We start from the raw sequence: 25,351 nt of genomic DNA, 5'->3' as shown, positions 1-25,351 counted from the left end.
GAGACATATTATAAAAAGAAAAGTAGAAAGATAAAGCAATGATTATATCATCAATTTCACAAGGACTTTTGTATGGCATTCTTGGTTTAGGTATTTACCTGACCTTTAGAATCTTAGACTTTCCTGATCTAACAACAGAAGGTTCATTTCCTCTTGGAGGGGCGGTAGCTGTGACTCTCCTCAATATGGGATGGCATCCTATTTTAGCAACACTTGTGGCTATTTTAGCTGGGTGTGTGGCTGGCTTAGTGACAGGTCTTCTTTATACCAAAGGGAAAATCCCAACCATTCTAGCAGGTATTTTGGTCATGACTTCCATCAACTCCATCATGCTGATGATTATGGGACGTGCTAACCTCGGTCTACTTGATATTAAACCAATCCAAGAATTATTGCCATTTACTACCAGCTATAATCTTTTGGTGCTTGGTTTGATAGCTGTTGTCGCTGTGATTGTCTTCCTCATTGTTTCTCTCAACACTCGTTTGGGTCAAGCCTATATTGCGACAGGTGATAACCGAGATATGGCAAAAAGTTTTGGGATCAATACTGACCGTATGGAAGTCATGGGTTTAATCGTCTCAAATGGGATTATAGCTTTATCAGGGGCGCTTATTAGTCAACAGGATGGTTACGCAGATGTATCTAAAGGGATTGGTATTATCGTCATTGGATTAGCCAGTATCATTATCGGTGAAGTTGTCTACGCAAGTGATTTGACTTTCTTAGAACGTCTGATAACCATCGTTATCGGTGCCGTTTTCTATCAATTCTTGATAACAGCAGTGATAGCGCTTGGTTTTAACACCAATTACCTTAAACTCTTCAGTGCCATCGTTCTCTCAATCTGCCTAGTGGTACCAGTCTTAAAAAATAAAGTATTCAAGGGGGCTAAAGTAACACGATGAGAAAAATAGTAGAATTACAAGAAGCAACAGTTCAAGTTCACAACGGCTCCAATGATTACAAGACGATTTTAGATACGGTCGATTTAACCATTTACGAACATGATTTTATTACTATTTTGGGTGGCAATGGTGCAGGAAAATCAACCCTTTTCAATGTCATTGCCGGAACCCTTATGCTAACGAGCGGTAAGATTTTGATCATGGGAGAAGACGTGACCCACTTGACAGCTGAAAAAAGAGCTAAGTATTTGGCGCGTGTTTTCCAAGACCCTAAAATGGGGACTGCTCCACGGATGACGGTGGCTGAAAATCTCTTAGTTGCTAAATACCGTGGTGAAAAACGTGGGTTGGTACCAAGACGTATTCATCAATTTAAGGATGAGTTTCAAGCTTTGATTGGCAAAATTGGTAATGGGATTGAAAATCATTTGGAAACACCGACTGGTTTCTTATCAGGTGGTCAGCGTCAAGCACTCAGTTTACTTATGGCAACTATCAAGCGCCCTGATTTGTTATTATTGGATGAGCATACCGCAGCTTTAGATCCCAAGACAAGCGTGTCACTCATGAACTTGACTGAAGAATTTGTCCAAAAAGACCAGCTAACAGCACTTATGATAACACACCGTATGGAGGATGCTTTAAAATACGGTAATCGTCTGATTGTGATGAAAGATGGGAAAATTGTACAAGATCGCTCAGCAGAAGAAAAAGCAGGGCTATCAATCGCTGACTATTATCAAGTTTTTGAGTGATGAAAATAATTGTGAAAATTGAAAAATAAAGCATAAAGTTGTATACTTAATAACGAGTATGCAGCTTTTTTTGCTACTATCTGTAATTCGACTTAGCTAGCTAAGGACCGTTTGATGAAAATGCTCTGATGGAGCAATATCATGGGACTCGTTTTCCATGACTAATAGAAAAATATTTTAAGGAGAACAAATGAGCGATATTAAAATTATGGCTTTGGGTGGGGTTCGTGAAAACGGAAAAAACCTTTATATTGCCGAAGTCAATGATGCTATCTTTGTTTTAGATGCTGGGTTAAAATACCCAGAGAACGAACAGTTAGGGGTTGATGTGGTTATCCCTAATCTTGATTACTTGATTGATAATAAGGATCGTGTTCAAGGTGTCTTTTTGACACATGGACATGCTGATGCGATTGGTGCCTTGCCTTATTTAATTGCCTCAATGAATGTGCCTGTATTTGGTTCAGAATTGACCATTGAGTTGGCTAAATTGATGGTTAAAAACAATACAGCTGTCAAAAAATTCAATAATTTCCACGTTGTCGATAGCGAAACTGAGATTGAGTTTGGCGATGCTGTCGTTTCATTCTTTAAAACGACCCACTCTATTCCAGAAAGTTTAGGGATTGTTGTCGGCACTAAAGAAGGTAATATTGTCTATACAGGTGACTTTAAATTTGACCAGGCAGCGCGTGATGCTTACCATACTGACTTTGCCCGTCTAACAGAAATTGGTCGTGAGGGTGTCCTGGCTCTCTTGGCAGATTCTGCTAATGCGACAAGTACAGAGCAAGTGGCTAGTGAATCAGAAGTTGGCGTTGAAATTGATCAAGTTATCGGAGATGCGCAAGGACGTGTTATTGTGGCAGCAGTGTCAAGTAACCTAGCCCGTATCCAACAAGTTTTTGATGCAGCAGCTAATTATGGTCGTCGGGTTGTACTGACAGGTTTTGATGTTGAAAATATCGTTCGAACAGCTATTCGACTTAAAAAGTTACATATAGCTGATGAGCGCATCATGGTTAAACCTAAGGAAATGTCTAAGTTTGAAGATCACGAATTGGTAATTCTAGAGACTGGTCGTATGGGTGAGCCGATTAACAGCCTCCAAAAAATGGCTATAGGACGACACCGTTTTATCCAAATTAAAGACGGTGACTTAGTTTATATTGTGACGACACCAAGTATTGCCAAAGAAGCTGTTGTTGCGCGTGTGGAAAATATGATTTATAAGGCTGGTGGTTCTGTTAAGTTAATCACCCAAAACTTGCGCGTTTCTGGTCATGCCAATGGTCGTGATTTGCAGTTGATGCTAAATCTTATGAAACCCAAATACCTCTTTCCAATCCAAGGGGAGTATCGTGACCTAGCAGCCCATGCTAATATGGCAGAGGAGACTGGTATGCCAGCAGAAAATATCTATATCATGAAGCGTGGAGATATCATGCACCTATCTGACCAAGGGTTTTTACATGAAGGAGCTATTCCTGCAGGTGATGTCATGATTGATGGAAATGCGATTGGTGATGTGGGTAATATTGTACTTCGTGATCGTAAGGTCTTGTCAGAAGACGGTATCTTTATCGTTGCGATGACGGTTAATAAAAAAGAGCGTAAAATTGTTTCACGCGCTAAAATCAATACCCGTGGTTTTGTTTATGTTAAGAAGAGTCGTGATATTCTTCGCGAATCAGCTGACTTAGTGAATACAACTGTTGAAAATTATCTAGCAGAAGATGGATTTGACTGGGGTGAACTCAAAGGGCAAGTGCGTGATGAAATCAGCAAATTTTTATTTGATCAAACCAAGCGTCGTCCGGCAATCTTACCTGTCATCATGGAAGTACGTTAATATTCAGAGTTTATTATGTTGAAGTTGAGCAGGTCTCAACTTCTTTCTGTAGTGGTAGAAAGAGGAACAATAAATGGCATTTTTTCAAATAGAATACAGTTCAGAAGTTTTAGGTTTATATCGTCAGGTTGATGTCTTGTACCCAGATATCGATCAGATTAAGGAAGAATACCGTGATGATAAAGACATCCCAGTTCTTTATCTCTTGCACGGTATGGGAGGCAACCACAATTCTTGGACATCACGTACTAATTTGGAACGTCTGGTACGTAAAACCAACCTTATCATCATCATGCCAAATGGTGACAATGGCTTCTACACTAATACCACATACGGTTCACGTTATTTCGATGCCATTGCTAAGGAATTGCCTCAAGTCATGAAACGTTTTTTCCCTAACATGACAGATAAGCGTGAGAAAACCTTTATTGCTGGGCTTTCTATGGGAGGTTACGGTGCTTTTAAATTAGCTATGTTAACTAATCAGTATGCCTTTGCGGGTTCATTTTCTGGTGCTTTAGGTTTCGACTTTGCCAACAAAGAGGACATCGATGCACCAGATGATTACTGGAATGGTCTGTTTGGTGATCTTGAGACATTCGAAGCGAGTGACAATAATCTGCAAGTAGCTGCAAAACAAGCTGACGGCCGTACTAAATTCTATGCTTGGTGTGGTTATGAAGATTTCCTTTATAAGATTAATGACAAGGCAGTGTCTGACTTCAAGAAAGCAGGATTAGACATTGAATATCGTAATGACCATGGAACTCATGATTGGTATTATTGGGAAAAACAAGTGGAAGTTTTCTTGGAAATGTTGCCGATTGATTATGTCAAGGAAGAGCGCTTGTCATAGAAAACAAGTAAGTGACAATTTTAAAAGATAGTAACAGTCAGGTTTTGAGTTGAATTGTAAAGAGGAGCTTGGTATACTGAGAGATATTGTTTTAGGAAATTTATAATCGGAAAGTATGCGTGTATGAGATTCCTTTTTAAACTTTTGCTAGCTATTCCAAAATTGATTCTTTCGTTTATTTGGAATGTTGTTTTTAGTCTTATTAAAACCTTCCTTGTTTTAGGCTTCATTGTTTTAGCGCTCATGTATTATGCTAATCACAGTAGTTCCCCAGTAGCTAATCACTTATCTAATTTTTTTGAAATGGTAACGACAGTTTTTGATCAGTCTCGTTTTGACAATTCTGCAGAACTGGGAAAGCAGTTAGCCCATCTAGAGACTGATTCACATGATCATCTAGATGGGGCTCGCTGGTCAACTGATTCAGCTACAATTTATATTGAAACTCAAAACACTAGTTTTCGCTCAGCCTATAAAGAAGCTATTGAGGCTTGGAATCAAACGGGAGCTTTTCAGTTTAAGTTAGTATCTCAGCCTGATCAAGCAAGGATCATTGCTAAAGATTATTCAGACGCATCAACTCAGGCAGCAGGTTTGGCTAATACTAAAACGAATGCACTGACGAATCATCTTGTATCAGTAGATGTCTATTTAAATGCCCATTACTTATTCGACCCTAGTTATAGCTATACTCAGGAACGGATTGTTAATACAGCTATCCATGAACTGGGCCATGCTATTGGTTTAGGTCATAATGATCATCAAGAGTCGGTTATGCAGTCGGTAGGTTCTTATTATGGTATACAAGATGTGGATATTGAAGCAGTCAAGACCTTATATTCGACTACTAAAAATGAAACGGCATAAACGCTAGAATAATATAAAACGTGTTTATGTTACGTATAAAATACATAAAAAACCTTGCTTCCTTTTAGGATCAGGGTCTTTTTGCTATAATAGAGTCATGATTATTTTACAAGCAAACAAGATTGAACGTTCCTTCTCCGGGGATGTTTTATTTGATAATATTAATTTACAAATCGATGAAAAAGATAGAATTGCACTCGTTGGCCGTAATGGCGCTGGTAAGTCAACGCTTCTAAAAATTTTAGTTGGTGAAGAAGCCCCGACAAGTGGTGATATCAATACCAAACGTGATCTACAGATGTCTTATTTGGCGCAGGATAGTCGCTTCGAATCTGAAAATACCATCTACGATGAAATGCTGGCTGTCTTTTCTGCTTTACGTCACGATGAGAAGACCTTGCGTCACATGGAAAATCAGATGGGGGAACTATCAGGTATTGAGCTAGATAAGCTGATGAATGATTACGACCGTTTGTCTGAGACATTCCGTTTAGCCGGTGGATTTACCTATGAGAGTGATATTCGTGCTATTTTAAATGGCTTTAAATTTGACCAAAGTATGTGGGGTATGAAGATTTCAGAACTCTCTGGCGGTCAAAATACTCGACTAGCTCTGGCTCGTATGTTGCTTCAAAAGCCAGAACTCTTGGTGCTGGATGAGCCGACCAATCACTTGGATATCGATACTATTGCTTGGCTGGAAAACTATCTAGTCAACTACCAAGGAGCTCTTCTCATCGTTAGTCATGACCGTTATTTCTTGGATAAAGTAGCTACAGTGACGGTAGATTTGAATCCACATTCCCTTGATCGTTATGTGGGAAATTATTCTAAGTTTATGGACCTCAAAGCTGAAAGACTAGCCACAGAAGCCAAAAACTTTGAGAAACAGCAAAAAGAAATCGCTAAGCTAGAAGAATTTGTCCAAAAAAATATTGTTCGTGCCTCAACAACCAAACGTGCTCAAGCTCGTCGTAAGCAACTAGAAAAGATGGAGCGTTTGGACAAACCATCAGCTGGTCAAAAATCAGCTAACATGACCTTTCATTCGGAAAAGGTTTCAGGAAATGTCGTCTTGACGGTTGAGGATGCAGCCATTGGTTATGACAAGCAGGTCTTATCAGAACCAATTTCGCTTGAGCTCAACAAATTTGATGCTATAGCTGTTGTTGGACCAAATGGAATTGGTAAAACCACTCTCATTAAATCCGTTATCGGTCAACTCCCCTTCATCAAAGGTCAGGCTCGTTTCGGTGCCAATGTTGAGACTGGTTACTATGATCAAACGCAGTCCCATTTGACCAATTCCAATACTGTTCTTGACGAGCTTTGGAATGATTTTTCAACGACACCAGAAGTTGATATTCGCAATCGTCTAGGTGCCTTTCTCTTCTCAGGAGATGATGTCAAAAAATCAGTCGGCATGCTTTCAGGTGGTGAACGCGCTCGCTTGCTTTTAGCAAAATTATCCATGGAAAATAATAATTTCCTAATCTTGGACGAACCAACCAACCACTTGGATATTGATAGCAAAGAAGTTCTGGAGGATGCTCTTATTGAGTTTGATGGTAGTTTACTCTTTGTCAGCCATGACCGTTACTTCATCAATCGTATTGCGACTAAGGTCTTAGAAATTTCAGAGGAAGGTTCCACCCTCTACTTAGGTGATTACGATTATTATGTTGAGAAAAAAGCAGAGCTAGAATTCTTAGCTCAAGAAGCAGCTGGAAATCTTGAACCAGAAGAAGTGAGCACCTCACAGGGGTCGACTAATTATCAACAACAAAAAGCCAATCAAAAAGAACTTCGTAAGATCACTCGTCGTATTGAAGCTATTGAGTCTGAATTGGATAACATTGACAGTAAAGAAAAAGCGATCACTCAGCAGATGGCTGAAAGCAATGATGCTATGACTTTGGCTGATTTGCAGAAAGAGTTGGATGACATCCAAGGCAATCAGATGCTCTTGATGGAAGAGTGGGAAGAACTGTCTCAATCGCTTGAGCAACTGTCTTAAGTTTGTCATTTTTGCCAACTGATAAATGATTTTTAGATAGATTTGGATTAGCATCCAAGTCTTTTTTTAGAGCTAATTTCTTGAAAAATAGTATATAAGGTATATAATAAATAATATTTATTAACGGAGGAAGATATGAAGACTATTGAAGACATGTTAGCCTTTAAATTATTATTAGCTAAAAATGCGATGATTGATCGCAGAACACATTGTGAATTTAGTGCTTTAGGTTTGACACGAGGTAATTTTGTAACTCTGGCGATTATCGTTCAGTATCCAGGAATCACACAGTCCGAATTATCTCAAAAGAATCTTAAGGATAAAAATGTGATTGGGCATCTTGTTGATAAGCTGGAAGAAAAGGAGCTTGTAGAGCGCCGAAAAGGGGAAAAAGATCGCCGTTCTTATCAGCTTTATGCCACAAAAGCTGGTCAAGAAATGGTTCAAACTAACTGGGATGATTTTTTTAACCATGGAAAAGCAGTATTAACTGAGGAAGAAGAAAAGACTTTGTTAGGTTTGTTGGATAAATTGGTAATGGAAGAGGAGAACAGTAAATGACAGATGAATCAAGTTATCGGAATCCCTTGGGATATCAACCAGTGAGAGTTTTAATGAAACGCTTAGCGATACCAGCAGTAGTAGCCAATGTGGTTAATGCTCTTTATAATGTTATTGACCAGGTTGTTATCGGACAAGGTATTGGTTTTTTGGGTAATGCAGCAACCAATATTGCCTTTCCCTTGACGACTATTTGTTTGGCGCTTGGTCCCATGATTGGTATTGGATCGGCATCACGTTTCAATTTGGAAATGGGACGAAAGGAAATGCAAAAAGCTAAGTTAACTATTGGTAATGCGACTATTTTACTTTTTGGAGTTGGTATCCTCATTTGTCTCTTGGTAAGAATTTTTTTAGAGCCTTTAATGCTCATTTTTGGAGCAACAGAAAATATTCTTTCCTATGCTATGACTTTTTCTGGAATCACGTCATTTGGTATCCCCTTTCTGATGTTTTCAATGGGATTTAACCCAATTGTTCGAGCAGATGCTAGTCCTAAATATTCTATGATGGCGATTGTGACTGGAGCTGTCATCAATACTGTGTTGTCACCCTTATTTATGTTTGTTTTCAATTGGGGAATTGCAGGAACAGCATGGGCAACGGTTATCAGTCAGTTTATTTCAGCCTTGCTATTACTAGCCTATTTTCCACGCTTCAAAAGTGTTACACTTGAAAAAGAAGATTTTAAACTTGATTGGCATACCATTAAATCTATCGTCGTTCTAGGATTAACCCCATTTGTTACACAGGTTTCAAATATTATTATTCAAGTTTTGGGAAATAATCTTTTGAAACAATATGGTAGTCAATCTGTTTACGGCCCAGATATTCCCATTGCTATTGCAGGAATTGTCATGAAAGTTAATGTCATTTTCATGGCTATTGTCCTTGGCATGGTACAAGGGAGTCAGCCTATTATTGGTTTTAACTATGGGGCTAAGAATTTCCCACGAGTACGCGAAACCTTTAAGGTTTTGATGAAGAGTGTGGCAGTAGTCTCTGTTCTTGCATGGATGGCCTTTGAATTGTTACCAGGACAACTGATTTCATTGTTTGGTTCTGGCGATAGTGGTCTTTATCTTGAATTCGGAAAATATTACATGAGAACGTTCTTGTTCTTCTCAATCACCAATGGCTTCATGATTTCCATTTCAACCTATTTTACCTCAATTGGTAAGGCATGGAAGGGAACCATTTTATCGATGTTGCGTCAGTTGATTTTGCTCATTCCTTTGATGATTCTCTTTGCTCGTTTGTTTGGTGTTAAAGGGGTTATGCTTGGAGGACCTGTTTCTGACTTTGTGACTTTTATTATGGCTGCTATTTTCATCGTGATTGAATTTAAAAGGATGCCTAAGGAAAATTTGAGTGTCTAAAATGAGCTTGGTCACTTAGAATTTATCCTTTCTATTGGCAATTAAACAATTAAAAATAGCTTAGAATCAACGTTTCATGAGAACGTCTTTCTAAGCTATTTTTTATTTAAGGCTTTTTATCTAGCGTCTTTATCCGTTATTTATCAAATTCAGCTTTGGATTTAACATCGCCGTATTCTTCAGGAACTTCGTGGCTAAGAATGTCATTGTAGCTTGGCAAGATGAGGTCCTTGCCGTATTTGTTACGAAGAGCAGTAGTGACTAAACGATAAGCAAGATTGGCATTACGTGATAGGATAGGACCATGGAAGTAAGAGCCATAGACATTTTTATAGTGAACACCTTCGCTATCATCCTTTTCATTGTTACCATTCCCGTAAACAACTCGACCTAAAGGTTTTTCATCATCTGAAAGGAAGGTTCGTCCTTGATGGTTTTCAAAGCCGTAATAGGTTTCGTTAAATTCGTCATTGTGAATCTTGATGTCACCGATAAAACGGTTATTTTCTTGATTGAGGGTATAGTGTCCCATAACCCCAATGCCATTAATTCTGACACCGTTAGCTTGAACATAATATTGTCCCAAGAGTTGGAAGCCACCACAGATGGCTAAAATGACCTTGTCGTCTTGAATGAACTGATCAATAGTGCTTCGCTTGCTAGGTAAGTCTTTGGCGACAATTGATTGCTCGTAATCTTGTCCACCACCGAAAAAGACGATATCATAGTGATCGTTATCAAATGAATCACCGACTGAGATGATATCAAAGGTCATTTTGGCCCCTAATTTTTCGCCGACGTACTTTATCATGAGAATATTGCCGTTGTCACCATAGGTGTTTAAGAGATTACCATAGAGGTGGGCAACATTTAACTCATAGTCATAATTGTGATTATTGGGAGATTGTAAAGAAGTATAGACCATTAATGCATCTCCTTTCCAACAGCTTTTTTAGTTGCGAGGATTTCTCGGAACTCAAGCATGGCAGTATAAGTTGCCAAGATATAAGCGTGATCGGCGTCTTGGTTTTCAATCATGGTCATGATATCATCCAACTTTTCAGCTTGACGAATCTTGTTCTCTGGATAGCCAGTCACACGGAGACGACGAGCTATTTCGGAGTGGCGCACGCCACCAGCATTCATTTCTGTAATATCCATGTCGTTAACAGCCTCGAAATTAGCGTCCCAAATCCAGGAAGTATCAATCCCATCTGCATAGTTAGCATTTAAAAGGACAGACAAAGAGAAGGGATAATCTGCCAACTTAATCATATCAAGTGCTTGACTGGCTCCGACAGGATTTTTTATGAGGACCAAAGTACATGATTTATCACCGATTTTAAATGTTTCTTGACGACCAAAGACGGCACGGCTCTTATCAAAACCAGCCTTGATTTGTTCAGGTGAAACGCCAAAGAACTCAGCAACTGAGACAGCAGCGAGGGCATTGTAGATATTATAGAGACCACCTACATTGATTTTGTAATCCTGACCATCAATAACAAATTCGGAAGTCGTATTGGTAATATTGGTTAGAGCAGTCAGTTTGTAATCTAAATGAGGGCGTTTGAAGTCACAGTTGAGACAGATATAGTCCCCAAGATTGGCATAAGTGTTCATCTTGTATTGCAAAATGTGTTCGCATTTTGGACAGACAATCCCTTCAGTATTGTAGTGAGCTAATTTTGGCTCATGAGATTCTGTATCAAAACCATAAAATTGCAAAGGATTCACTACTTGACGCGAATGAAACAGAGGACTGTCTCCGTTAGCTAAAATAGTAGCATTCGGTGCCTTGGCAGCCCCAGCTAAAATCATGTCATAGGTAGTATAAATCTCTCCATAACGATCCATTTGGTCTCGGAAAATGTTGGTAAAAACAAAAAGACTTGGGGTGATATATTCGGTGATCTTTGGTAGACTTGCTTCGTCGATTTCTAAGACTGCGATTTTTTTACCTGATTTACCGGGTTTGGCAGTTAAAAAAGTAGAGGTAATCCCTGTGATCATGTTAGCACCACTCGGATTAGTCACAATATCTCCAAAAGCTTCCTTAAGGATACCAACGGTTAGAGCGGTTGTAAGGGTTTTACCATTAGTACCGGTGATAACCACAATTTCATAATCTTTCGCCAGAGTGTCTAAAATAGTTGCATCGTATTTTAGGGCAATCTTACCAGGTAAAGTTGAACCACGTCCCATTTTTGAAAGAACAAAATGAGCTGTTCTACCAGCTAAAATTCCCATTTGAGTTTTCATAGTCATGTCTTTATTTTAACAAAAATGCTACAAACTAGCTAGAAAAAGTGCTATAATAAAACGAGTGCCTGTCTTTAAGGCATTATCAAGAACCTGTGAATATAGGTTCCAATCAAGAGAGGTACCAGTATGAGTTTTTTTTCACAGTTTGATGCTAGATTCTGGCAATCACTCTTTGATAACCCTTTGACAATTTTAGTAAACCTGTTAGATGTTGCCATTGTCGCCTACTTAATTTATCGTTTCATAAAAGCTTTGGCTGGTACTAAAATCATGTCCTTGGTGCAAGGGATTATCTTATTTATCATCTTAAAATTATTAGCTGAGTTTATTGGTTTAACAACGATCACTTATTTGATGAATCAGATTATTACCTATGGTGTTATAGCAGGTGTCGTTATCTTTGCACCAGAAATTCGTTTAGGTTTAGAAAAATTTGGGAAAACTACCCAACTATTTACACCAGGCTCATCTGTTCTTACAGATGAAGAGAAGTTGATAGACGCACTTGTTAAATCAGTTGCTTACATGAGCCCACGTAAGATTGGTGCTCTAATATCTATTCAGGGAACACAGACTCTACGCGAATATATCAATACAGGTATTTCCTTGAATGCAGACGTATCCAGTCAGTTATTGATTAATACCTTTATCCCAAATACGCCATTACATGATGGAGCGGTTATTATCAGAGGGAAAAAGATTGCAGCGGCTTGTTGTTATTTGCCTTTGACTGAATCAACGGCTATTTCAAAGGAATTTGGAACAAGACACCGTGCGGCTATTGGATTATCTGAGCATTCAGATGCTTTAACGATTGTTGTTTCTGAAGAAACAGGTAGTCTTTCTGTCACACATAATGGGCGTTTCCAGCATGATTTAAGTAATGATAGTTTTGAATTGATACTCCGAGAAATCTTATTATCTGATGCTGTTAAAACACGAAGTTGGAAAGAACGCTTGTTTGGAAAGGGGGAAAAATGATTAAGAAATGGTTTAACCAGTCAATTTTTTATGTGATTATTTCTCTTTTCTTCTCATTACTCTTATTTTTAGTTGCTAAAGCAACTACTTATAATGCTTCTGGGACACAATTGTCGCGAGTAACTGAGACCTATAGTCACACCATAAAAAGTGTACCCATTGATATTAAGTATGATACGAATAAGTATTTTATTAGTGGGTATTCATACGAAGCAGAAGTTTATTTAACCTCAACAAATCGCATTAAACTTGACTCTGAGATAAATGAAGATACACGTCATTTCAAGGTTGTTGCGGATTTATCAAATGTAAAACCTGGAACGACGAATGCCAAGTTAAAAGTGGTAGGCTTACCAAGAGATATGAATGCGGCTGTCAATCCCAAAAATATTGCTATCAATATTGGGAAAAAAGCTAGCAAAACCTTTAAAGTAAAATCAACGATTTCACCAGATCAGGTAGCAGATGGGTATAAGGTTGATAGTGTGGATATAGGTGTTTCTGAAGTGACTGTTACAAGCAATGAATCAACTCTGGAACAAATTGATCATGTCGAAGCTATTATGCCATCTGATAAGGTTTTAAGTAGTGACTTTAATGGAACGGTTAATTTACAAGCAGTCGCTGCAGATGGAACTATTTTGGCATCTATTGTTGACCCTGCCAAAACTCAAATTAAGGTCTCTGTCAAAAAATTAACTAAGGAAGTACCGATTAATTTGTCAGTAACAGGTGTCTTATCGGATAAATTATCAAATATTAATTACAAGTTAAGTCAAGAGACAGTTATTGTTTCAGGAACACAGGAAGAACTTGATGCTACAGATAGTGTTGAGGGGACTGTTGATATTACAGGCGTTTCGAAAGATATCTCGAAAACAGTTTCCTTATCGGCTTCTAATGTGACGATAGTACCACAAACTGTTACCGTTAAGCTGACAACTACTAAGAAATAAAGTAAAAAAACTTTTAGAAAAATGGAGGAGCGCCTAAGCGCTAATAATTATGGGAAAATATTTTGGAACAGATGGTGTACGAGGAGAAGCAAATCTAGAATTAACACCAGAATTAGCCTTTAAACTCGGACGCTTTGGTGGATATGTTCTTAGTCAACACGAAGAAGAACGTCCCAAGGTTTTTGTAGCGCGTGATACGCGTATTTCAGGTGAAATGTTAGAAGCAGCTTTAGTCGCTGGTCTTCTCTCAGTGGGAATAGAAGTTTACAGATTAGGTGTTTTAGCTACACCGGGTGTTTCTCATCTTGTAAGGACTGAAAATGCTAGTGCAGGTGTTATGATATCTGCTAGTCATAATCCAGCTCAAGATAATGGTATCAAGTTTTTTGCCAATGACGGATTTAAATTAAGCGATGCTCTAGAAGCTGAGATTGAAGCATTGTTGGATGCAGAAGAAGATACTCTTCCTCGCCCATCGGCTCAAGGATTAGGAAATCTTGTTGACTATCCTGAAGGTTTACGTAAGTATGAAGCTTTTCTTGTTTCGACGGGAATTAAACTCAATGGTATGAAAGTTGCTCTTGATGGTGCTAATGGTGCAGCTCATCGTTCTGCGCGTCATGTTTTCCTAGACTTAGAAGCTGATATTTCAGTTATTGGTGATAAGCCAGATGGTTTAAACATCAATGCTGGAGTTGGTTCAACACATCCAGAAGCTTTGCAAGAATTAGTCAAAGAAACAGGTTCTGCGATTGGTTTGGCTTTTGACGGCGATAGTGACCGATTGATTGCTGTAGATGAAACTGGTGCAATTGTTGATGGTGATAAAATCATGTATATCATCGGCAAGCATATGGCTCGAAATGGACAGTTAGCAAAAAATACTATTGTCACCACTGTAATGTCTAATTTAGGATTTCACAAGGCTTTAGAAGCTGAAGGGATCGAAAAAGTAGTTACAGCTGTAGGTGATCGTTATGTCGTTGAAGAAATGCGTCAATCAGGTTATAATCTAGGAGGCGAACAATCAGGACATGTCATCATCATGGACTATAATACAACTGGTGATGGACAATTGACCGCAATTCAGCTAACTAAGGTCATGCAAGAAACAGGAAAAACTTTGTCTGAGCTAGCATCAGAAGTCACTATCTATCCCCAAAAGCTCGTCAATATTCGTGTTGACAATGCCATGAAAGAGAAAAGTATGGAAGTTCCAGCTATTTCTGATATTATCGCTAAGATGGAAGCTGAAATGGCTGGTAATGGTCGTATTCTTGTTCGTCCAAGCGGTACGGAGCCGTTACTTCGTGTGATGGCAGAAGCACCAACTGATGCAGAAGTTGATTATTACGTGGATACTATTGCGGATGTTGTACGTGCAGAAATTGGCATTGACTAATGCTAAAATTAGTGATGGATATCGTCAATGAGGTTAGCCTTTCCATTTAATAAAAAATAGCCACAAAGCCCTTACTAGGAGTATTATTCTAGTAGGGGCTTTGTGCCTAATAAGACAATTATCACATATAGTGACAAGAGGAACTAGAAAGAGAATAGCTTTGTCTGAGGCTAAATTTGCTAATTTTTTTCTTTTTGAGTTATGATTGAGAAATGTTAATATACCAAAGTGATCTTCAACATTATTACTTAGTAGTCTACCAACTAGAAGTATTTATGGAAAAGGTGGCTTTTAAAAGCGTTACTTGGCTAGGAGTTTTAGCATTAGCCTATTGATGGTAAGGTCTTAATGAGTGGACAGCATAGTTCTAAGTACAAAGTCTTAAAAACAGAAAATAGCTTAGAATGATGTTCTCTCGGAACATGAATTCTAAGCTATTTTATACTGTTGAATTTTCAAAAAGGAAGGTAAAAATTGAAGTTTGTACCAAGCCTCTTTTGGTATTATAAGAATGTTATTCCCACTCAACGGTTGCTGGTGGTTTACTTGTGATATCGTAGACGATGCGGTTAACGTGATCAACTTCGTTGACGATACGTGTTGAAATTTTCTTGAGGACATCCCAAGGGAGTTGAGCAAAGTCAGCTGTCATACCATCGATAGAAGTGATAGCACGGATAGCGATAGTGTAGTCGTAAGTACGGCCGTCACCCATAACACCAACAGAACGAACTCCTGTATTAACTGTAAAGTATTGCCAAACATCACGGTCTAAGCCAGCTTTAGCAATTTCCTCGCGGAGGATGGCATCAGACTCACGAACGGTTTCCAATTTCTCCTCTGTAATAGCGCCCATAACGCGGATAGCCAGTCCAGGTCCTGGGAATGGTTGGCGCCAAACAATCTCATCAGGCATACCAAGTGCTGTACCAAGTGCACGCACTTCATCTTTGAAGAGAGTGTTAAGTGGTTCAATCAATTGGAATTGCATATCTTCTGGAAGACCACCAACGTTGTGGTGTGATTTGATCGTTTGAGCTGTCTCAGTACCAGATTCGATGATATCGGTATATAGGGTACCTTGAGCTAGGAAGTCAACGCCTTTAAGTTTACTTGCCTCGTCATCAAAGACGTAAACGAACTCGTTACCAATGATTTTACGTTTCTTCTCAGGATCTTCAACATCAGCGAGAAGGTCCAAGAAACGTTTTGAAGCATCGACACGGATAATATTGAGGCCAAACTTGCCACCAAGCATGTTCATGACTTGGTCGCCTTCGTTTTTGCGGAGCAGACCGTGATCAACAAAGATACATGTTAATTGGTCACCGATCGCTTTTTGAAGAAGTACACCAACAACTGAGGAGTCAACTCCACCTGAAAGACCAAGAAGAACTTTTTTATCACCAACGGTTTCACGGATTTTCTCAACTTCCATATCAATGAAGTTATCCATAGACCAGTCACCTTTAGCTCCACAGATGTTCATGGCGAAATTACGGAGCATATCGTTTCCGTATTCAGAGTGACGAACTTCTGGGTGGAATTGGATACCGTAGATGTTTTTGTCTGTATTTTCCATAGCAGCATATGGACAGTCAACAGAGTCACCAACGAGTTGAAACCCGTCAGGAATTTCAGTAACGGCATCACCGTGACTCATCAAAACAAGTTGTTGTTCTGGTGTGTTAGCAAATAGTTCTGAAGTTTGTTTTAGGCGGAGGTAGGATTGGCCATACTCACGATTTCCAGCATCACCAGCAGGAACAACCTTACCACCTAGTTTATGAGTGATAAGTTGCATTCCATAACAAATACCTAAGATTGGAATACCTAATTCAAAGATTTCCTCATCAATGCCAAAAGCATTATCAGCATATACCGAATTAGGACCACCAGATAGAACAATACCAATAGGGTTAATCTCACGGATTTCAGCAGCTGTGATTTTGTGGCTCTTCAACTCTGAAAAGACACCAAATTCACGGATACGGCGAGCGATCAATTGGTTGTACTGGCTACCATAGTCAAGGACAATGATTTTTTGAACATCATTCAAAAGCGAAACGTCAGTCATGAATACCTTCCTTTTTTACGTCACATGGACATTAGTTAACTTATTCTAGCATAATTGCCTCAGATTAGCATTAGCTTTAATCAAAAAATAACAGATTCTTTGTTTCTGATTTCAATGAATTTATTTTCTTTAAAAAATTCTTATTAGTTAGAAAATATGATAAACTATTGGTATAGTTGTTTCAGTTTGAATGAATAGAGATTATTTAAAGGAGCTTTGCATGATACCGGCTTACATAAGAATTCATGATAGTATCAAAAAAGGAATTGATGAAGGAAAATGGAAAATTGGTCAACGACTTCCGAGTGAGCGAGACCTTTCTGAACATTTTGAAGTGAGCCGGATGACCTTAAGGCAGGCAGTAACGCTTTTAGTTGAAGAAGGTATTTTAGAGAGGCGTGTTGGAAGTGGGACCTTTGTTGCGAGCAGCCGTGTTCAGGAAAAGATGCGTGGAACAACCAGCTTCACTGAAATTATTAAATCACAAGGTAAGGTTCCCTCAACTAAGCTAATCTCTTATGAAAGAAGTCATCCAAATGAACAAGAAGTCAGGCATCTTAATATAAAACCTCACTCTTACATTATCCGGATGGGTAGAATTCGTTATGCAGATCAGATCCCTGTTTTATTTGAAGTCACTAGTATCCCTGAAAAATTAGTGAAAGACTTTGATAAAACGGATATCACAGAGCATTTTTTCCAGACCATGACAGCTAACGGCTACGAAATTGGTAAGAGTCAACAGACAATATCAGCTAAAGTTGCAGATGACAAGGTTGCTGATTATTTAGAAATTCCTCTCAAAAGTGCTATTTTAGCCTTAACTCAAGTTTCTTATCTTACGAACGGACAGCCTTTTGAGTATGTCCGAAGCCAGTATGTGGGCGATCGTTTTGAGTTTTATTTAGAGAATAACTAGTATGAAGAAATATAAATGTCCTTGTTGTGGCTACTACACATTAAGAGAACTGGATAGCGATACTTATGAAATATGCCGAGTTTGTTATTGGGAATATGATCTCTTATCAATACAATATCCAGATGAGGTTAGTGGTGCTAACGTTATATCACTCAATCAAGCCAGAGAAAATTTTATGACTTTTGGTGCTTCTGAAGAAAGATTGACACCGTTCGTTAGACTTCCTGAGTCATCCGAATATCCTGAAGAACGATAGTATAAGAGGCATCAGTTTAGATAAGTAGTAGCTTTATCATTCTACCTCGATTGTTACTATAAAAATCATAGATAATATGCTAAAATAATCCTTATGGAAATTGAAAAAACCAATCGAATGAATGCTCTCTTCGAATTCTACGCAGCTCTTTTGACGGACAAGCAAATGAACTATATTGAGCTCTATTATGCAGACGACTATAGTCTAGCAGAGATTGCAGAGGAATTTGGAGTCAGTCGTCAAGCAGTTTATGACAATATCAAACGAACAGAGAAGGTTTTAGAAACTTACGAAATGAAACTTCATATGTATTCAGATTATATCGTTCGTAGTGAAATTTTCGATGATATTGCTGAACGATATGCTGGAGATGAGTATTTACAAGAAAAGATAGCTATTTTAAGTAGCATTGATAATAAAGAATGATTTGGTCTTGAAGACCTTATCGTTGTAACAAATAAGACCAAGAAAGAGGAAGAGTTTAATGGCTTTTGAAAGCTTAACAGAACGCCTACAGGGCGTCTTTAAAAATATTCGTGGGAAAAAGAAACTTTCTGAGAAGGATGTTCAAGAGGTAACGAAGGAAATTCGTTTAGCCCTACTTGAAGCGGACGTTGCCCTTCCAGTTGTGAAGACCTTTATCAAACGTATTCGTCAACGTGCTGTCGGTCATGACATTATTGATACGCTTGATCCAACCCAACAAATCATTAAGATTGTTAATGAAGAATTAACTGAGATTCTTGGTTCAGAAACAGCTGAATTAGAGAAATCTCCTAAGATTCCAACCATCATCATGATGGTCGGCCTTCAGGGGGCTGGTAAAACAACTTTTGCTGGTAAATTGGCTAATAAACTCATCAAGGAAGAAAACGCCCGTCCTATGATGATTGCGGCTGATATTTATCGTCCAGCTGCTATTGACCAATTGAAAACACTAGGTAGTCAAATCAATGTTCCAGTCTTTGACATGGGGACTGAGACGCCGGCTGTTGAGATTGTCAAAAAAGGTCTTGAACAAGCCCGTCAAAATCACAACGACTATGTTCTTATTGACACAGCTGGTCGTTTGCAAATTGACGAAACCTTGATGCAGGAACTTCGTGATGTACAGGCTTTAGCACAACCAAATGAAATTCTCTTGGTTGTTGACTCAATGATTGGACAAGAAGCAGCAAACGTAGCGCGTGAGTTCAATGAGCAATTAAACATTACAGGTGTCATCTTAACTAAGATTGATGGGGATACTCGTGGTGGTGCAGCCCTTTCTATCCGTGAAATTACTGGTAAACCAATTAAATTCACTGGTACTGGTGAAAAAATCACTGACATTGAAACCTTCCACCCAGACCGTATGTCTAGTCGTATCTTGGGTATGGGTGATTTGCTTACCTTGATTGAAAAAGCCAGCCAGGAGTATGATGAAAAACGCTCAATGGAATTGGCCGAGAAGATGCGAGAAAACACCTTTGATTTCAATGATTTCATCGATCAATTAGACCAAGTGCAAAATATGGGGCCTATGGAGGATCTGTTGAAGATGCTTCCTGGAATGGCAGGTAATCCTGCTCTTGCTAATCTCAAAGTTGATGAAAAACAGGTTGCCCGGAAACGTGCTATTGTATCATCAATGACACCAGAAGAGCGTGAAAATCCAGATCTTTTAAATCCAAGTCGCCGCCGTCGTATTGCAGCAGGTTCTGGGAATAGTTTTGTAGAAGTCAACAAGTTTATCAAAGATTTTAACCAGGCTAAGCAAATGATGCAAGGTGTTATGTCAGGTGATATGGAAAAAGCTATGCGTCAGATGGGTATTAATCCAAACAATCTTCCTAAAAATATGCCTAATATGCCAGATATGAGTGGCATGGATATGTCATCCCTTGAAAGCATGATGGAACAAGGTGGAATGCCAGATATGTCAGCTCTGGGTGGTAACATGGATATGAGTCAGATGTTTGGTGGAGGTCTTAAAGGTAAGGCTGGTTCATTTATGATGAAACAGGCTATGAAGCGCCAAGCTAACAAAATTAAAAAAGCTAAGAAAAAACGTAAATAAGGTTTCATAAAAAAAGCATCAGTTGTCTGAATATGGCGTTCAGAAAGCTGATGTTTTTTAATACTTTGATATAAAAAAATTATGACTTGATGTGCCAACCGTCGGGTAGGGCATGTTGGAATTCTTGTAATGGTTTTAATTTCGTTAAGAGATAATTACCTGCTATACCAACGAAAAAGCCAGAAAGAATACCACTGAAAGATAAAATCGGTAAATAGTTTAATACTAACCAGGATCGCCCAATGAGGGCGAAAACGACAAGTTGTCCAATGTTGTGCATGATTCCTCCCATAACTGAAATTCCAATAACACTTACGCGTTTGGGTCCTAGGGATTTGATTAATAGCATGATCAGAAAACTAAAGAGCGTTCCTGCAAGACCATATAAAAAAGTTGAAAAGGTACCACTTAAAAAGGTAGATACGAGTAGTCGAAAAGCGACTACTTTCGAACTATCTTTGATTGGAAGAGTAAAGAGGGAAAGAATAGTAATCAGATTACCTAGTCCTAGCTTAGCGCCAGGAGCAAAAGAGAAAGGTGTTGGAATAAAACGTTCAAAAAAAGAAATAACTACCGCTTGGGCTACCAGCATGGTGATAAACATTAATTTTCGGTTGGAATGTATCATAAAACTATTTTATCATAAAAACCCTCGAAAAAATTGTGATTTTTCTTTCAAACTATATTGTTTAATACTAACTAGTTTGATATAATTGAAAAGAATTATGAATAATCAATAGGGGGATTTAGCAGTGACAAAAAATATCGTTGTCGTTGGTGCTGGATATGCAGGTGTGACTGCAGCTCGCCAATTAGCTAAAAAATATAAAAAAGATAAAGATGTTTCAATTACTTTAATTGATAAAAATTCCTTCCAAACTTACATGACTGAACTGCATGAAGTAGCAGCAGGTCGTGTAGAACCTGAAGCGATCAAATACGATTTACAACGTATCTTTAAAAAATATCCCAAAGTTAATTTGGTAACAGATAAAGTTGTATCGATTGATTATGATAACAAACAAGTTATTGCTGAAAATCAAACACTTGATTTTGACTACTTACTTCTTGCAATGGGTGGCGAAGCAAACGACTTCGGCACACCAGGTGTTAAAGAAAATGGCTTTACACTTTGGTCAATCGAAGCAGCAGAGAAACTCCATGATCATATTGTTAACTCATGCTTGCAAGCTATGGGTGAACACGATGACGCTAAACGTCGTGCCCTTTTAACCTTTACTGTTATTGGTGCTGGTTTTACGGGTATTGAAATGATTGGTGAGTTGATTGATTGGGTGCCAATTCTAGCGAAACGTTACAAACTTGATCCAAAAGAGTTCTCACTCAAAGTAGTTGAAGCTATGCCAAATATTCTCAACATGGTAACAGAGAAAGAGCAAACCAAAGCGCGCAAATATCTTGAGAAAAAAGGTGTTGAGTTGATTCTTGCAGACGGTGTAACAAGTGTTGAAAAAGATGCCTTACACCTTTCTTCAGGTCGCGTTGTTCCAACATATACCTCAATTTGGACAGCAGGTGTTAAAGCAAACACAGATACAGCTGAATTCGGTATTGAACAGGCGCGAGCAGGACGTCTTGTTGCAAACCAATACATGGAGGCTCAAGGAAAAGAGAATGTTTATCTTGCAGGTGACGTCATGTACTACGAAGATGGCTCACAAGAAGGGCGTCCAGTTCCTCAAATCGTACAAGCAGCTGAGCAAACTGGTCATACGGCAGCTCATAATATTATCGCAGCTATTAGTGGTGGTGAAAAAGAAGCCTTCAAGGGTAAATACGATGGTTTTCTGATTTCCATCGGGGCCAAATACACAGTTGCTTATGTCATGGATAAGTACCATGTATCAGGGTTCATGGCAAGTGCGATGAAACATTTTACCAACCTTTTATACTTCTTTACAATCCGTAGTTTCTATAATATCGGAGCATATATGCGCCACGAATTCTTTGACGTTGCAGATGGACGTAATATGTTCGGTAGTCATACTTCAAGCAAGGGGAACCGCATGTGGTTAGTGCCACTTCGTATTTTCTACGGATCAGTTTGGTTGTTTGAGGGGGTTAAGAAAGCCTTTGGTCTCTTTGGAACGCAATCATGGTTTGGTGATAAGGTTGTCTTCCCATTCCCATGGTTACAACAAGTTTCTGAAGCAACTTCAGGAGCTTCAGAAACCGCAGCTTCATCTGAAGCAGTATCAGGAGCTTCTCAAGCGGCAGAAGGTGCAGCACAAGCAACTGCTGAAGCTAGTCACCAAATCTTTAGTTTGAGTTATGCTTATGGTGAAGAACCAATGCAAGTGTTAAAAGAAATGCCAGATTGGTTTGCCGCAATCATGAAATTTATGTTGCCAAACCAAGAAGTTGCTCTTTTCATGCAGAAAATGATGACTTGTCTTGAAATTGCAATTGGTCTTGCTCTCATTGTTGGTGCCTTTGTCTGGTTAGTATCAGCTGTAACAGCAGCCTTTGTTGTTATGTTCAGCCTCTCAGGAATGTTTTTCTGGGTTAATGTTTGGTTTATTCCAGTTGCTATCGCTTTGATGGCAGGTGCAGGACGTTCTTTTGGTCTTGATTACTGGATTATGCCATGGTTAGGACGATTACTAGATAAGTGGATTTACGGCAAACCTAAACATTTATATAGACGGTAATAAAGACTTTAGGATTTCTTAAACATCCGTGTTATAATAAGAATAAGGTTATCTCATGATAGTTGTAATGACTAACCTGAGATAGCCTTTATTTTTAAGTAAGAAAAATTAAAGTTGACTATTTTTAAGATAAATAAGGAGTTTTGTGTGGTACATCACATTTGGGATGATTTTCCAGAGATTCAAAAAGGGCTAGAATCTGTAAAATCACTGATGATTTCTGAATTATCAGTCATACATCCAGAAGTCAAAGAAAAAATTATTGCCTATATGGAAGCTCCTGGCAAGTATTTACGGTCGGGTTTGTGCCTGTTACTGTCTCAGTCCAAGACAGGATATATTCCAGAGGGTAAGCTCTACCTGGCTGCCTATCTAGAAACATTACACTTAGCTACCTTGATTCATGATGATGTGATTGATGAAGCTGATAGTCGTCGCGGCATGCAAGTGATGAGTAAAACCTTTTCTAATCGTATTGCGATTTATGCCGGTGACTATTTGTTGAGCTATGCCAATCGTTTTTTATTGAAAGCTTCAAATCTCTTGGATATTGATAAAGATGATCAATATTTGGGGAATCATAAACTTATTGAAAGGATTCTTGCAGGAGAGTTGGCACAATTAATGAACCAATTTGATCAAGAGATGACCATGAAGGCTTATTTAAAGCAAATTAAAGGTAAGACCGCCTTGCTTTTTGCCTTAGCTTGTCAGTTGGGAGCATGGGAGAAGGGGATTTCAAAAAGAGAATCTCGCCTAGCCTATAATCTCGGTCAATCCATTGGCATGGCTTTTCAAATCAGTGATGATCTGATTGATTTCCAAGTTGATAAGAAGCGATCTGGCAAGCCTAGAATGCAGGATGTTCAAAATGGGATCTACACCGCTCCCTATATACTAGCTAAAGAGAGTGATCATCAAATTTCGAAGGATTTCCAATTTACTCAAGGAAAAAAATGGTCAGAAGAATCATTGGAAAACTTATACTATCGCTTGAATGAGGCGAAAGCTTTTGAAAAAACAGAAGAGTTGATTAACGCTTACTTAGTAAAAATGAAGAATCAAAGTCAAAAGCTCTTAGCAGCTGATGAAGCAGAACAAGTAGTAGCCTTTTTATTTAAAATAATGGACCGACAATTTTAATAGTGGTTTTATCAAGAAGGGTTGATTGATATCAATCCTTTTTCTTTATCCTTTTTATTAAAGGTGATTGCTTTTATTATTATATTGACTGAAAAAAGAGTATAATATGTGCAAAAGAAAAGAGGTGTCTTATGAAAGTAGCAACTTTTATCAAACCGTATGAAATGAGAGTAACAGAAACAGAAAAATCAATGATTGAAGAATCAACGGATGCAGTTATCCGAATTGTTCGTGCTTGTGTCTGTGGGTCAGATTTATGGTGGTATCGTGGTATTTCTCAAAAAGAATCTGGCACTTTTGCAGGTCATGAAGCTATCGGTATCGTTGAAGAAGTTGGTAGTGATGTGACTAATGTCAAACCTGGTGATTTCGTTGTTGTTCCTTTTACACATGGTTGTGGCTATTGTGCAGCCTGTAAAGCAGGTTTTGATGGGGATTGTCAAAACTATAAATCAGGTCCTGTTATTGGTTATCAAGCGGAGTATTTGCGTTACCGTAATGCTGATTGGGCTTTGGTAAAAATTCCTGGACAACCAGAAGATTACTCTGATGACCAGTTGAAGTCATTATTAACCTTGTCTGATGTTATGGCGACAGGTTTCCATGCAGCTAAGACTGCTGAAGTCAAAGCAGGTGATACAGTTGTAGTCATGGGAGATGGTGCCGTAGGTCTCTGTGGTATTATCGGTGCTAAACTTCTTGGTGCTAAGCGTATTATTGCTATGAGTAAATACCCTGACCGCCAAGCCTTAGCCAAAGAGTTTGGTGCGACAGATATTATCGAAGAGCGTGGCGATGATGCTGTTGAGCGCGTTATGGAAATGACTAATCAGGCTGGTGTTGATGCCATTTTAGAATGTGTCGGTACAGAGCAATCTGTGGATACAGCCATTAAAATTGCTCGTCCAGGAGCTATCGTTGGTCGCGTAGGTATTCCACAAAAAGAGGAGATGAACACTAATCAACTCTTTTTCAAGAATATTGGACTTCGTGGAGGTATTGCTTCTGTAACAACATTTGATAAAGAAATTCTTCTTGATGCGGTATTGTCAGGTCAAATTAATCCGGGTAAAGTCTTTACACAAGCATTTGCCTTGAATGATATTCAAGCAGCTTATGAAGCCATGGATAAACGAAAAGCTATTAAGTCTTTAATTGTCTTTTAAATGAGATAAGCCTAAAAAAGTTGAGGTTTTTTAAATTCTCAACTTTTTTGCTTATCTGTGCTGTTCTAGAATGATGATAGTAATTGTTTATTTGTTGTGCCCGTTCATTTGCTGTTATGTTTATTTTTGCTAGAGCTAATGTGCTGAGAGGAGGACTGTTTTTTTAAACATTTTCTTTCTATTAAGTGTATTAAAGTTTATTCATTCTTCTCGGACTACCGATGAAAATATTGATGGGAAATTTAGTCCTTCTCAACATC

22 protein-coding genes are annotated in these 25,351 nt (G+C 38.6%); 18 read left to right on the top strand and 4 right to left on the bottom strand.

What is annotated here, in order from left to right; genetic code table 11:
• The first annotated feature begins 38 nt into the window (after positions 1-38).
• The 8 genes from C0J00_RS05780 (at position 39) to C0J00_RS05745 (ending at position 9,195) form a co-directional block, all read left to right on the top strand.
• Positions 39-908 (top strand): ABC transporter permease, encoded by an 870-nt coding sequence (locus C0J00_RS05780; protein ID WP_104967980.1) that lies wholly within the window; start codon positions 39-41, stop codon positions 906-908.
• Positions 905-1,663 (top strand): ABC transporter ATP-binding protein, encoded by a 759-nt coding sequence (locus tag C0J00_RS05775; protein ID WP_104967979.1) that lies wholly within the window; start codon positions 905-907, stop codon positions 1,661-1,663. Before C0J00_RS05780 ends, C0J00_RS05775 begins: the two co-directional genes overlap by 4 nt.
• A gap of 190 nt (positions 1,664-1,853) precedes the next feature.
• Positions 1,854-3,515 (top strand): ribonuclease J, encoded by a 1,662-nt coding sequence (locus tag C0J00_RS05770; RefSeq protein ID WP_104967978.1) that lies wholly within the window; start codon positions 1,854-1,856, stop codon positions 3,513-3,515.
• A gap of 73 nt (positions 3,516-3,588) precedes the next feature.
• Positions 3,589-4,371 carry an alpha/beta hydrolase gene (locus C0J00_RS05765; protein ID WP_104967977.1) on the top strand — a complete coding sequence of 261 codons (783 nt, stop codon included), beginning with the start codon at positions 3,589-3,591 and terminating at the stop codon, positions 4,369-4,371.
• A gap of 123 nt (positions 4,372-4,494) precedes the next feature.
• A complete protein-coding gene (locus C0J00_RS05760) occupies positions 4,495-5,238 on the top strand; it encodes a matrixin family metalloprotease (RefSeq protein ID WP_104967976.1) in 744 nt (247 codons plus the stop codon).
• A gap of 97 nt (positions 5,239-5,335) precedes the next feature.
• A complete protein-coding gene (gene abc-f, locus C0J00_RS05755) occupies positions 5,336-7,255 on the top strand; it encodes a ribosomal protection-like ABC-F family protein (RefSeq protein WP_104967975.1) in 1,920 nt (639 codons plus the stop codon).
• Between the two features lie 135 nt (positions 7,256-7,390).
• Entirely contained in the window at positions 7,391-7,816 is a 426-nt protein-coding gene (locus C0J00_RS05750) for a MarR family winged helix-turn-helix transcriptional regulator (protein WP_104967974.1), read from the top strand.
• Positions 7,813-9,195: an MATE family efflux transporter gene (locus C0J00_RS05745; RefSeq protein ID WP_104967973.1), complete on the top strand. Its 1,383-nt coding sequence runs from the start codon at positions 7,813-7,815 to the stop codon at positions 9,193-9,195. Before C0J00_RS05750 ends, C0J00_RS05745 begins: the two co-directional genes overlap by 4 nt.
• Before the next feature lie 136 nt (positions 9,196-9,331).
• Here the strand turns inward: C0J00_RS05745 and gatD are convergent, their stop codons facing one another.
• Together gatD and murT are read right to left on the bottom strand one after the other, a co-directional pair.
• Positions 9,332-10,120 carry a lipid II isoglutaminyl synthase subunit GatD gene (gene gatD / locus C0J00_RS05740; protein WP_104967972.1) on the bottom strand — a complete coding sequence of 263 codons (789 nt, stop codon included), beginning with the start codon at positions 10,118-10,120 and terminating at the stop codon, positions 9,332-9,334.
• Positions 10,120-11,463 carry a lipid II isoglutaminyl synthase subunit MurT gene (gene murT / locus C0J00_RS05735; protein WP_104967971.1) on the bottom strand — a complete coding sequence of 448 codons (1,344 nt, stop codon included), beginning with the start codon at positions 11,461-11,463 and terminating at the stop codon, positions 10,120-10,122. Before murT ends, gatD begins: the two co-directional genes overlap by 1 nt.
• A gap of 123 nt (positions 11,464-11,586) precedes the next feature.
• Here murT and cdaA point away from each other — a divergent pair, with 123 nt between their 5' ends.
• The 3 genes from cdaA to glmM are packed head-to-tail and all read left to right on the top strand — an operon-like array spanning position 11,587 to position 14,799.
• Positions 11,587-12,441 (top strand): diadenylate cyclase CdaA, encoded by an 855-nt coding sequence (gene cdaA, locus C0J00_RS05730; protein ID WP_104967970.1) that lies wholly within the window; start codon positions 11,587-11,589, stop codon positions 12,439-12,441.
• Positions 12,441-13,397, top strand: a complete 957-nt coding sequence (locus tag C0J00_RS05725; RefSeq protein ID WP_199773993.1) for a CdaR family protein — start codon at positions 12,441-12,443, stop codon at positions 13,395-13,397. The genes cdaA and C0J00_RS05725 overlap by 1 nt, the downstream gene beginning before the upstream one ends.
• 49 nt (positions 13,398-13,446) lie before the next feature.
• Positions 13,447-14,799, top strand: a complete 1,353-nt coding sequence (glmM, locus tag C0J00_RS05720) for a phosphoglucosamine mutase (RefSeq protein WP_104967968.1) — start codon at positions 13,447-13,449, stop codon at positions 14,797-14,799.
• A gap of 514 nt (positions 14,800-15,313) precedes the next feature.
• On the opposite strand, the gene guaA is transcribed toward glmM, so the two are convergent.
• Positions 15,314-16,876: a glutamine-hydrolyzing GMP synthase gene (guaA, locus tag C0J00_RS05715; RefSeq protein WP_104967967.1), complete on the bottom strand. Its 1,563-nt coding sequence runs from the start codon at positions 16,874-16,876 to the stop codon at positions 15,314-15,316.
• A 220-nt stretch (positions 16,877-17,096) separates the two neighbouring features.
• On the opposite strand from guaA, the gene C0J00_RS05710 reads away from it, so the two are divergent.
• The 4 genes from C0J00_RS05710 (at position 17,097) to ffh (ending at position 20,110) form a co-directional block, all read left to right on the top strand.
• Positions 17,097-17,795: a GntR family transcriptional regulator gene (locus tag C0J00_RS05710; protein WP_104967966.1), complete on the top strand. Its 699-nt coding sequence runs from the start codon at positions 17,097-17,099 to the stop codon at positions 17,793-17,795.
• A 1-nt stretch (position 17,796) separates the two neighbouring features.
• A complete protein-coding gene (locus C0J00_RS05705) occupies positions 17,797-18,051 on the top strand; it encodes a CPCC family cysteine-rich protein (RefSeq protein ID WP_104967965.1) in 255 nt (84 codons plus the stop codon).
• Positions 18,052-18,144: 93 nt separating this feature from the next.
• A complete protein-coding gene (locus C0J00_RS05700; RefSeq protein ID WP_104967964.1) occupies positions 18,145-18,477 on the top strand; it encodes a putative DNA-binding protein in 333 nt (110 codons plus the stop codon).
• 58 nt (positions 18,478-18,535) lie between these two features.
• Entirely contained in the window at positions 18,536-20,110 is a 1,575-nt protein-coding gene (ffh, locus tag C0J00_RS05695; RefSeq protein WP_104967963.1) for a signal recognition particle protein, read from the top strand.
• A 79-nt stretch (positions 20,111-20,189) separates the two neighbouring features.
• On the opposite strand, the gene C0J00_RS05690 is transcribed toward ffh, so the two are convergent.
• Positions 20,190-20,738: a Gx transporter family protein gene (locus tag C0J00_RS05690; protein ID WP_104967962.1), complete on the bottom strand. Its 549-nt coding sequence runs from the start codon at positions 20,736-20,738 to the stop codon at positions 20,190-20,192.
• A 124-nt stretch (positions 20,739-20,862) separates the two neighbouring features.
• Between C0J00_RS05690 and C0J00_RS05685 the strand changes: the two genes are divergently transcribed.
• From C0J00_RS05685 to C0J00_RS05675, 3 genes are all read left to right on the top strand, one after another.
• The gene (locus C0J00_RS05685) at positions 20,863-22,782 is read left to right on the top strand and encodes an NAD(P)/FAD-dependent oxidoreductase (RefSeq protein ID WP_104967961.1); all 1,920 of its coding nucleotides are present in this window, start codon (positions 20,863-20,865) and stop codon (positions 22,780-22,782) included.
• A gap of 147 nt (positions 22,783-22,929) precedes the next feature.
• The gene (locus C0J00_RS05680; RefSeq protein WP_104967960.1) at positions 22,930-23,925 is read left to right on the top strand and encodes a polyprenyl synthetase family protein; all 996 of its coding nucleotides are present in this window, start codon (positions 22,930-22,932) and stop codon (positions 23,923-23,925) included.
• Positions 23,926-24,056: 131 nt separating this feature from the next.
• Positions 24,057-25,091, top strand: coding sequence for a zinc-dependent alcohol dehydrogenase family protein (locus tag C0J00_RS05675; protein WP_104967959.1), 1,035 nt, complete (start codon positions 24,057-24,059; stop codon positions 25,089-25,091).
• The last annotated feature ends 260 nt before the right edge of the window (positions 25,092-25,351 follow it).

The organism is Streptococcus pluranimalium (assembly GCF_002953735.1).
Taxonomy (GTDB): Bacteria; Bacillota; Bacilli; order Lactobacillales; family Streptococcaceae; genus Streptococcus; species Streptococcus pluranimalium.
Note: the sequence above shows the minus strand (reverse complement) of the source record. Positions and strands in the feature narration are given on the sequence as shown.

Excerpts from the sequence above, each read along its gene's own strand:
- abc-f (WP_104967975.1), top strand. The coding sequence starts at position 5,336 with ATGATTATTTTACAAGCAAACAAGATTGAACGTTCCTTCTCCGGGGAT.
- glmM (WP_104967968.1), top strand. The coding sequence starts at position 13,447 with ATGGGAAAATATTTTGGAACAGATGGTGTACGAGGAGAAGCAAATCTA.
- gatD (WP_104967972.1), bottom strand. The coding sequence starts at position 10,120 with ATGGTCTATACTTCTTTACAATCTCCCAATAATCACAATTATGACTAT.
- C0J00_RS05765 (WP_104967977.1), top strand. The coding sequence starts at position 3,589 with ATGGCATTTTTTCAAATAGAATACAGTTCAGAAGTTTTAGGTTTATAT.
- C0J00_RS05690 (WP_104967962.1), bottom strand. The coding sequence starts at position 20,738 with ATGATACATTCCAACCGAAAATTAATGTTTATCACCATGCTGGTAGCC.
- murT (WP_104967971.1), bottom strand. The coding sequence starts at position 11,463 with ATGACTATGAAAACTCAAATGGGAATTTTAGCTGGTAGAACAGCTCAT.
- guaA (WP_104967967.1), bottom strand. The coding sequence starts at position 16,876 with ATGACTGACGTTTCGCTTTTGAATGATGTTCAAAAAATCATTGTCCTT.
- C0J00_RS05770 (WP_104967978.1), top strand. The coding sequence starts at position 1,854 with ATGAGCGATATTAAAATTATGGCTTTGGGTGGGGTTCGTGAAAACGGA.
- ffh (WP_104967963.1), top strand. The coding sequence starts at position 18,536 with ATGGCTTTTGAAAGCTTAACAGAACGCCTACAGGGCGTCTTTAAAAAT.
- cdaA (WP_104967970.1), top strand. The coding sequence starts at position 11,587 with ATGAGTTTTTTTTCACAGTTTGATGCTAGATTCTGGCAATCACTCTTT.
- C0J00_RS05705 (WP_104967965.1), top strand. The coding sequence starts at position 17,797 with ATGAAGAAATATAAATGTCCTTGTTGTGGCTACTACACATTAAGAGAA.
- C0J00_RS05750 (WP_104967974.1), top strand. The coding sequence starts at position 7,391 with ATGAAGACTATTGAAGACATGTTAGCCTTTAAATTATTATTAGCTAAA.
- C0J00_RS05675 (WP_104967959.1), top strand. The coding sequence starts at position 24,057 with ATGAAAGTAGCAACTTTTATCAAACCGTATGAAATGAGAGTAACAGAA.
- C0J00_RS05775 (WP_104967979.1), top strand. The coding sequence starts at position 905 with ATGAGAAAAATAGTAGAATTACAAGAAGCAACAGTTCAAGTTCACAAC.
- C0J00_RS05710 (WP_104967966.1), top strand. The coding sequence starts at position 17,097 with ATGATACCGGCTTACATAAGAATTCATGATAGTATCAAAAAAGGAATT.
- C0J00_RS05780 (WP_104967980.1), top strand. The coding sequence starts at position 39 with ATGATTATATCATCAATTTCACAAGGACTTTTGTATGGCATTCTTGGT.
- C0J00_RS05760 (WP_104967976.1), top strand. The coding sequence starts at position 4,495 with ATGAGATTCCTTTTTAAACTTTTGCTAGCTATTCCAAAATTGATTCTT.
- C0J00_RS05745 (WP_104967973.1), top strand. The coding sequence starts at position 7,813 with ATGACAGATGAATCAAGTTATCGGAATCCCTTGGGATATCAACCAGTG.
- C0J00_RS05700 (WP_104967964.1), top strand. The coding sequence starts at position 18,145 with ATGGAAATTGAAAAAACCAATCGAATGAATGCTCTCTTCGAATTCTAC.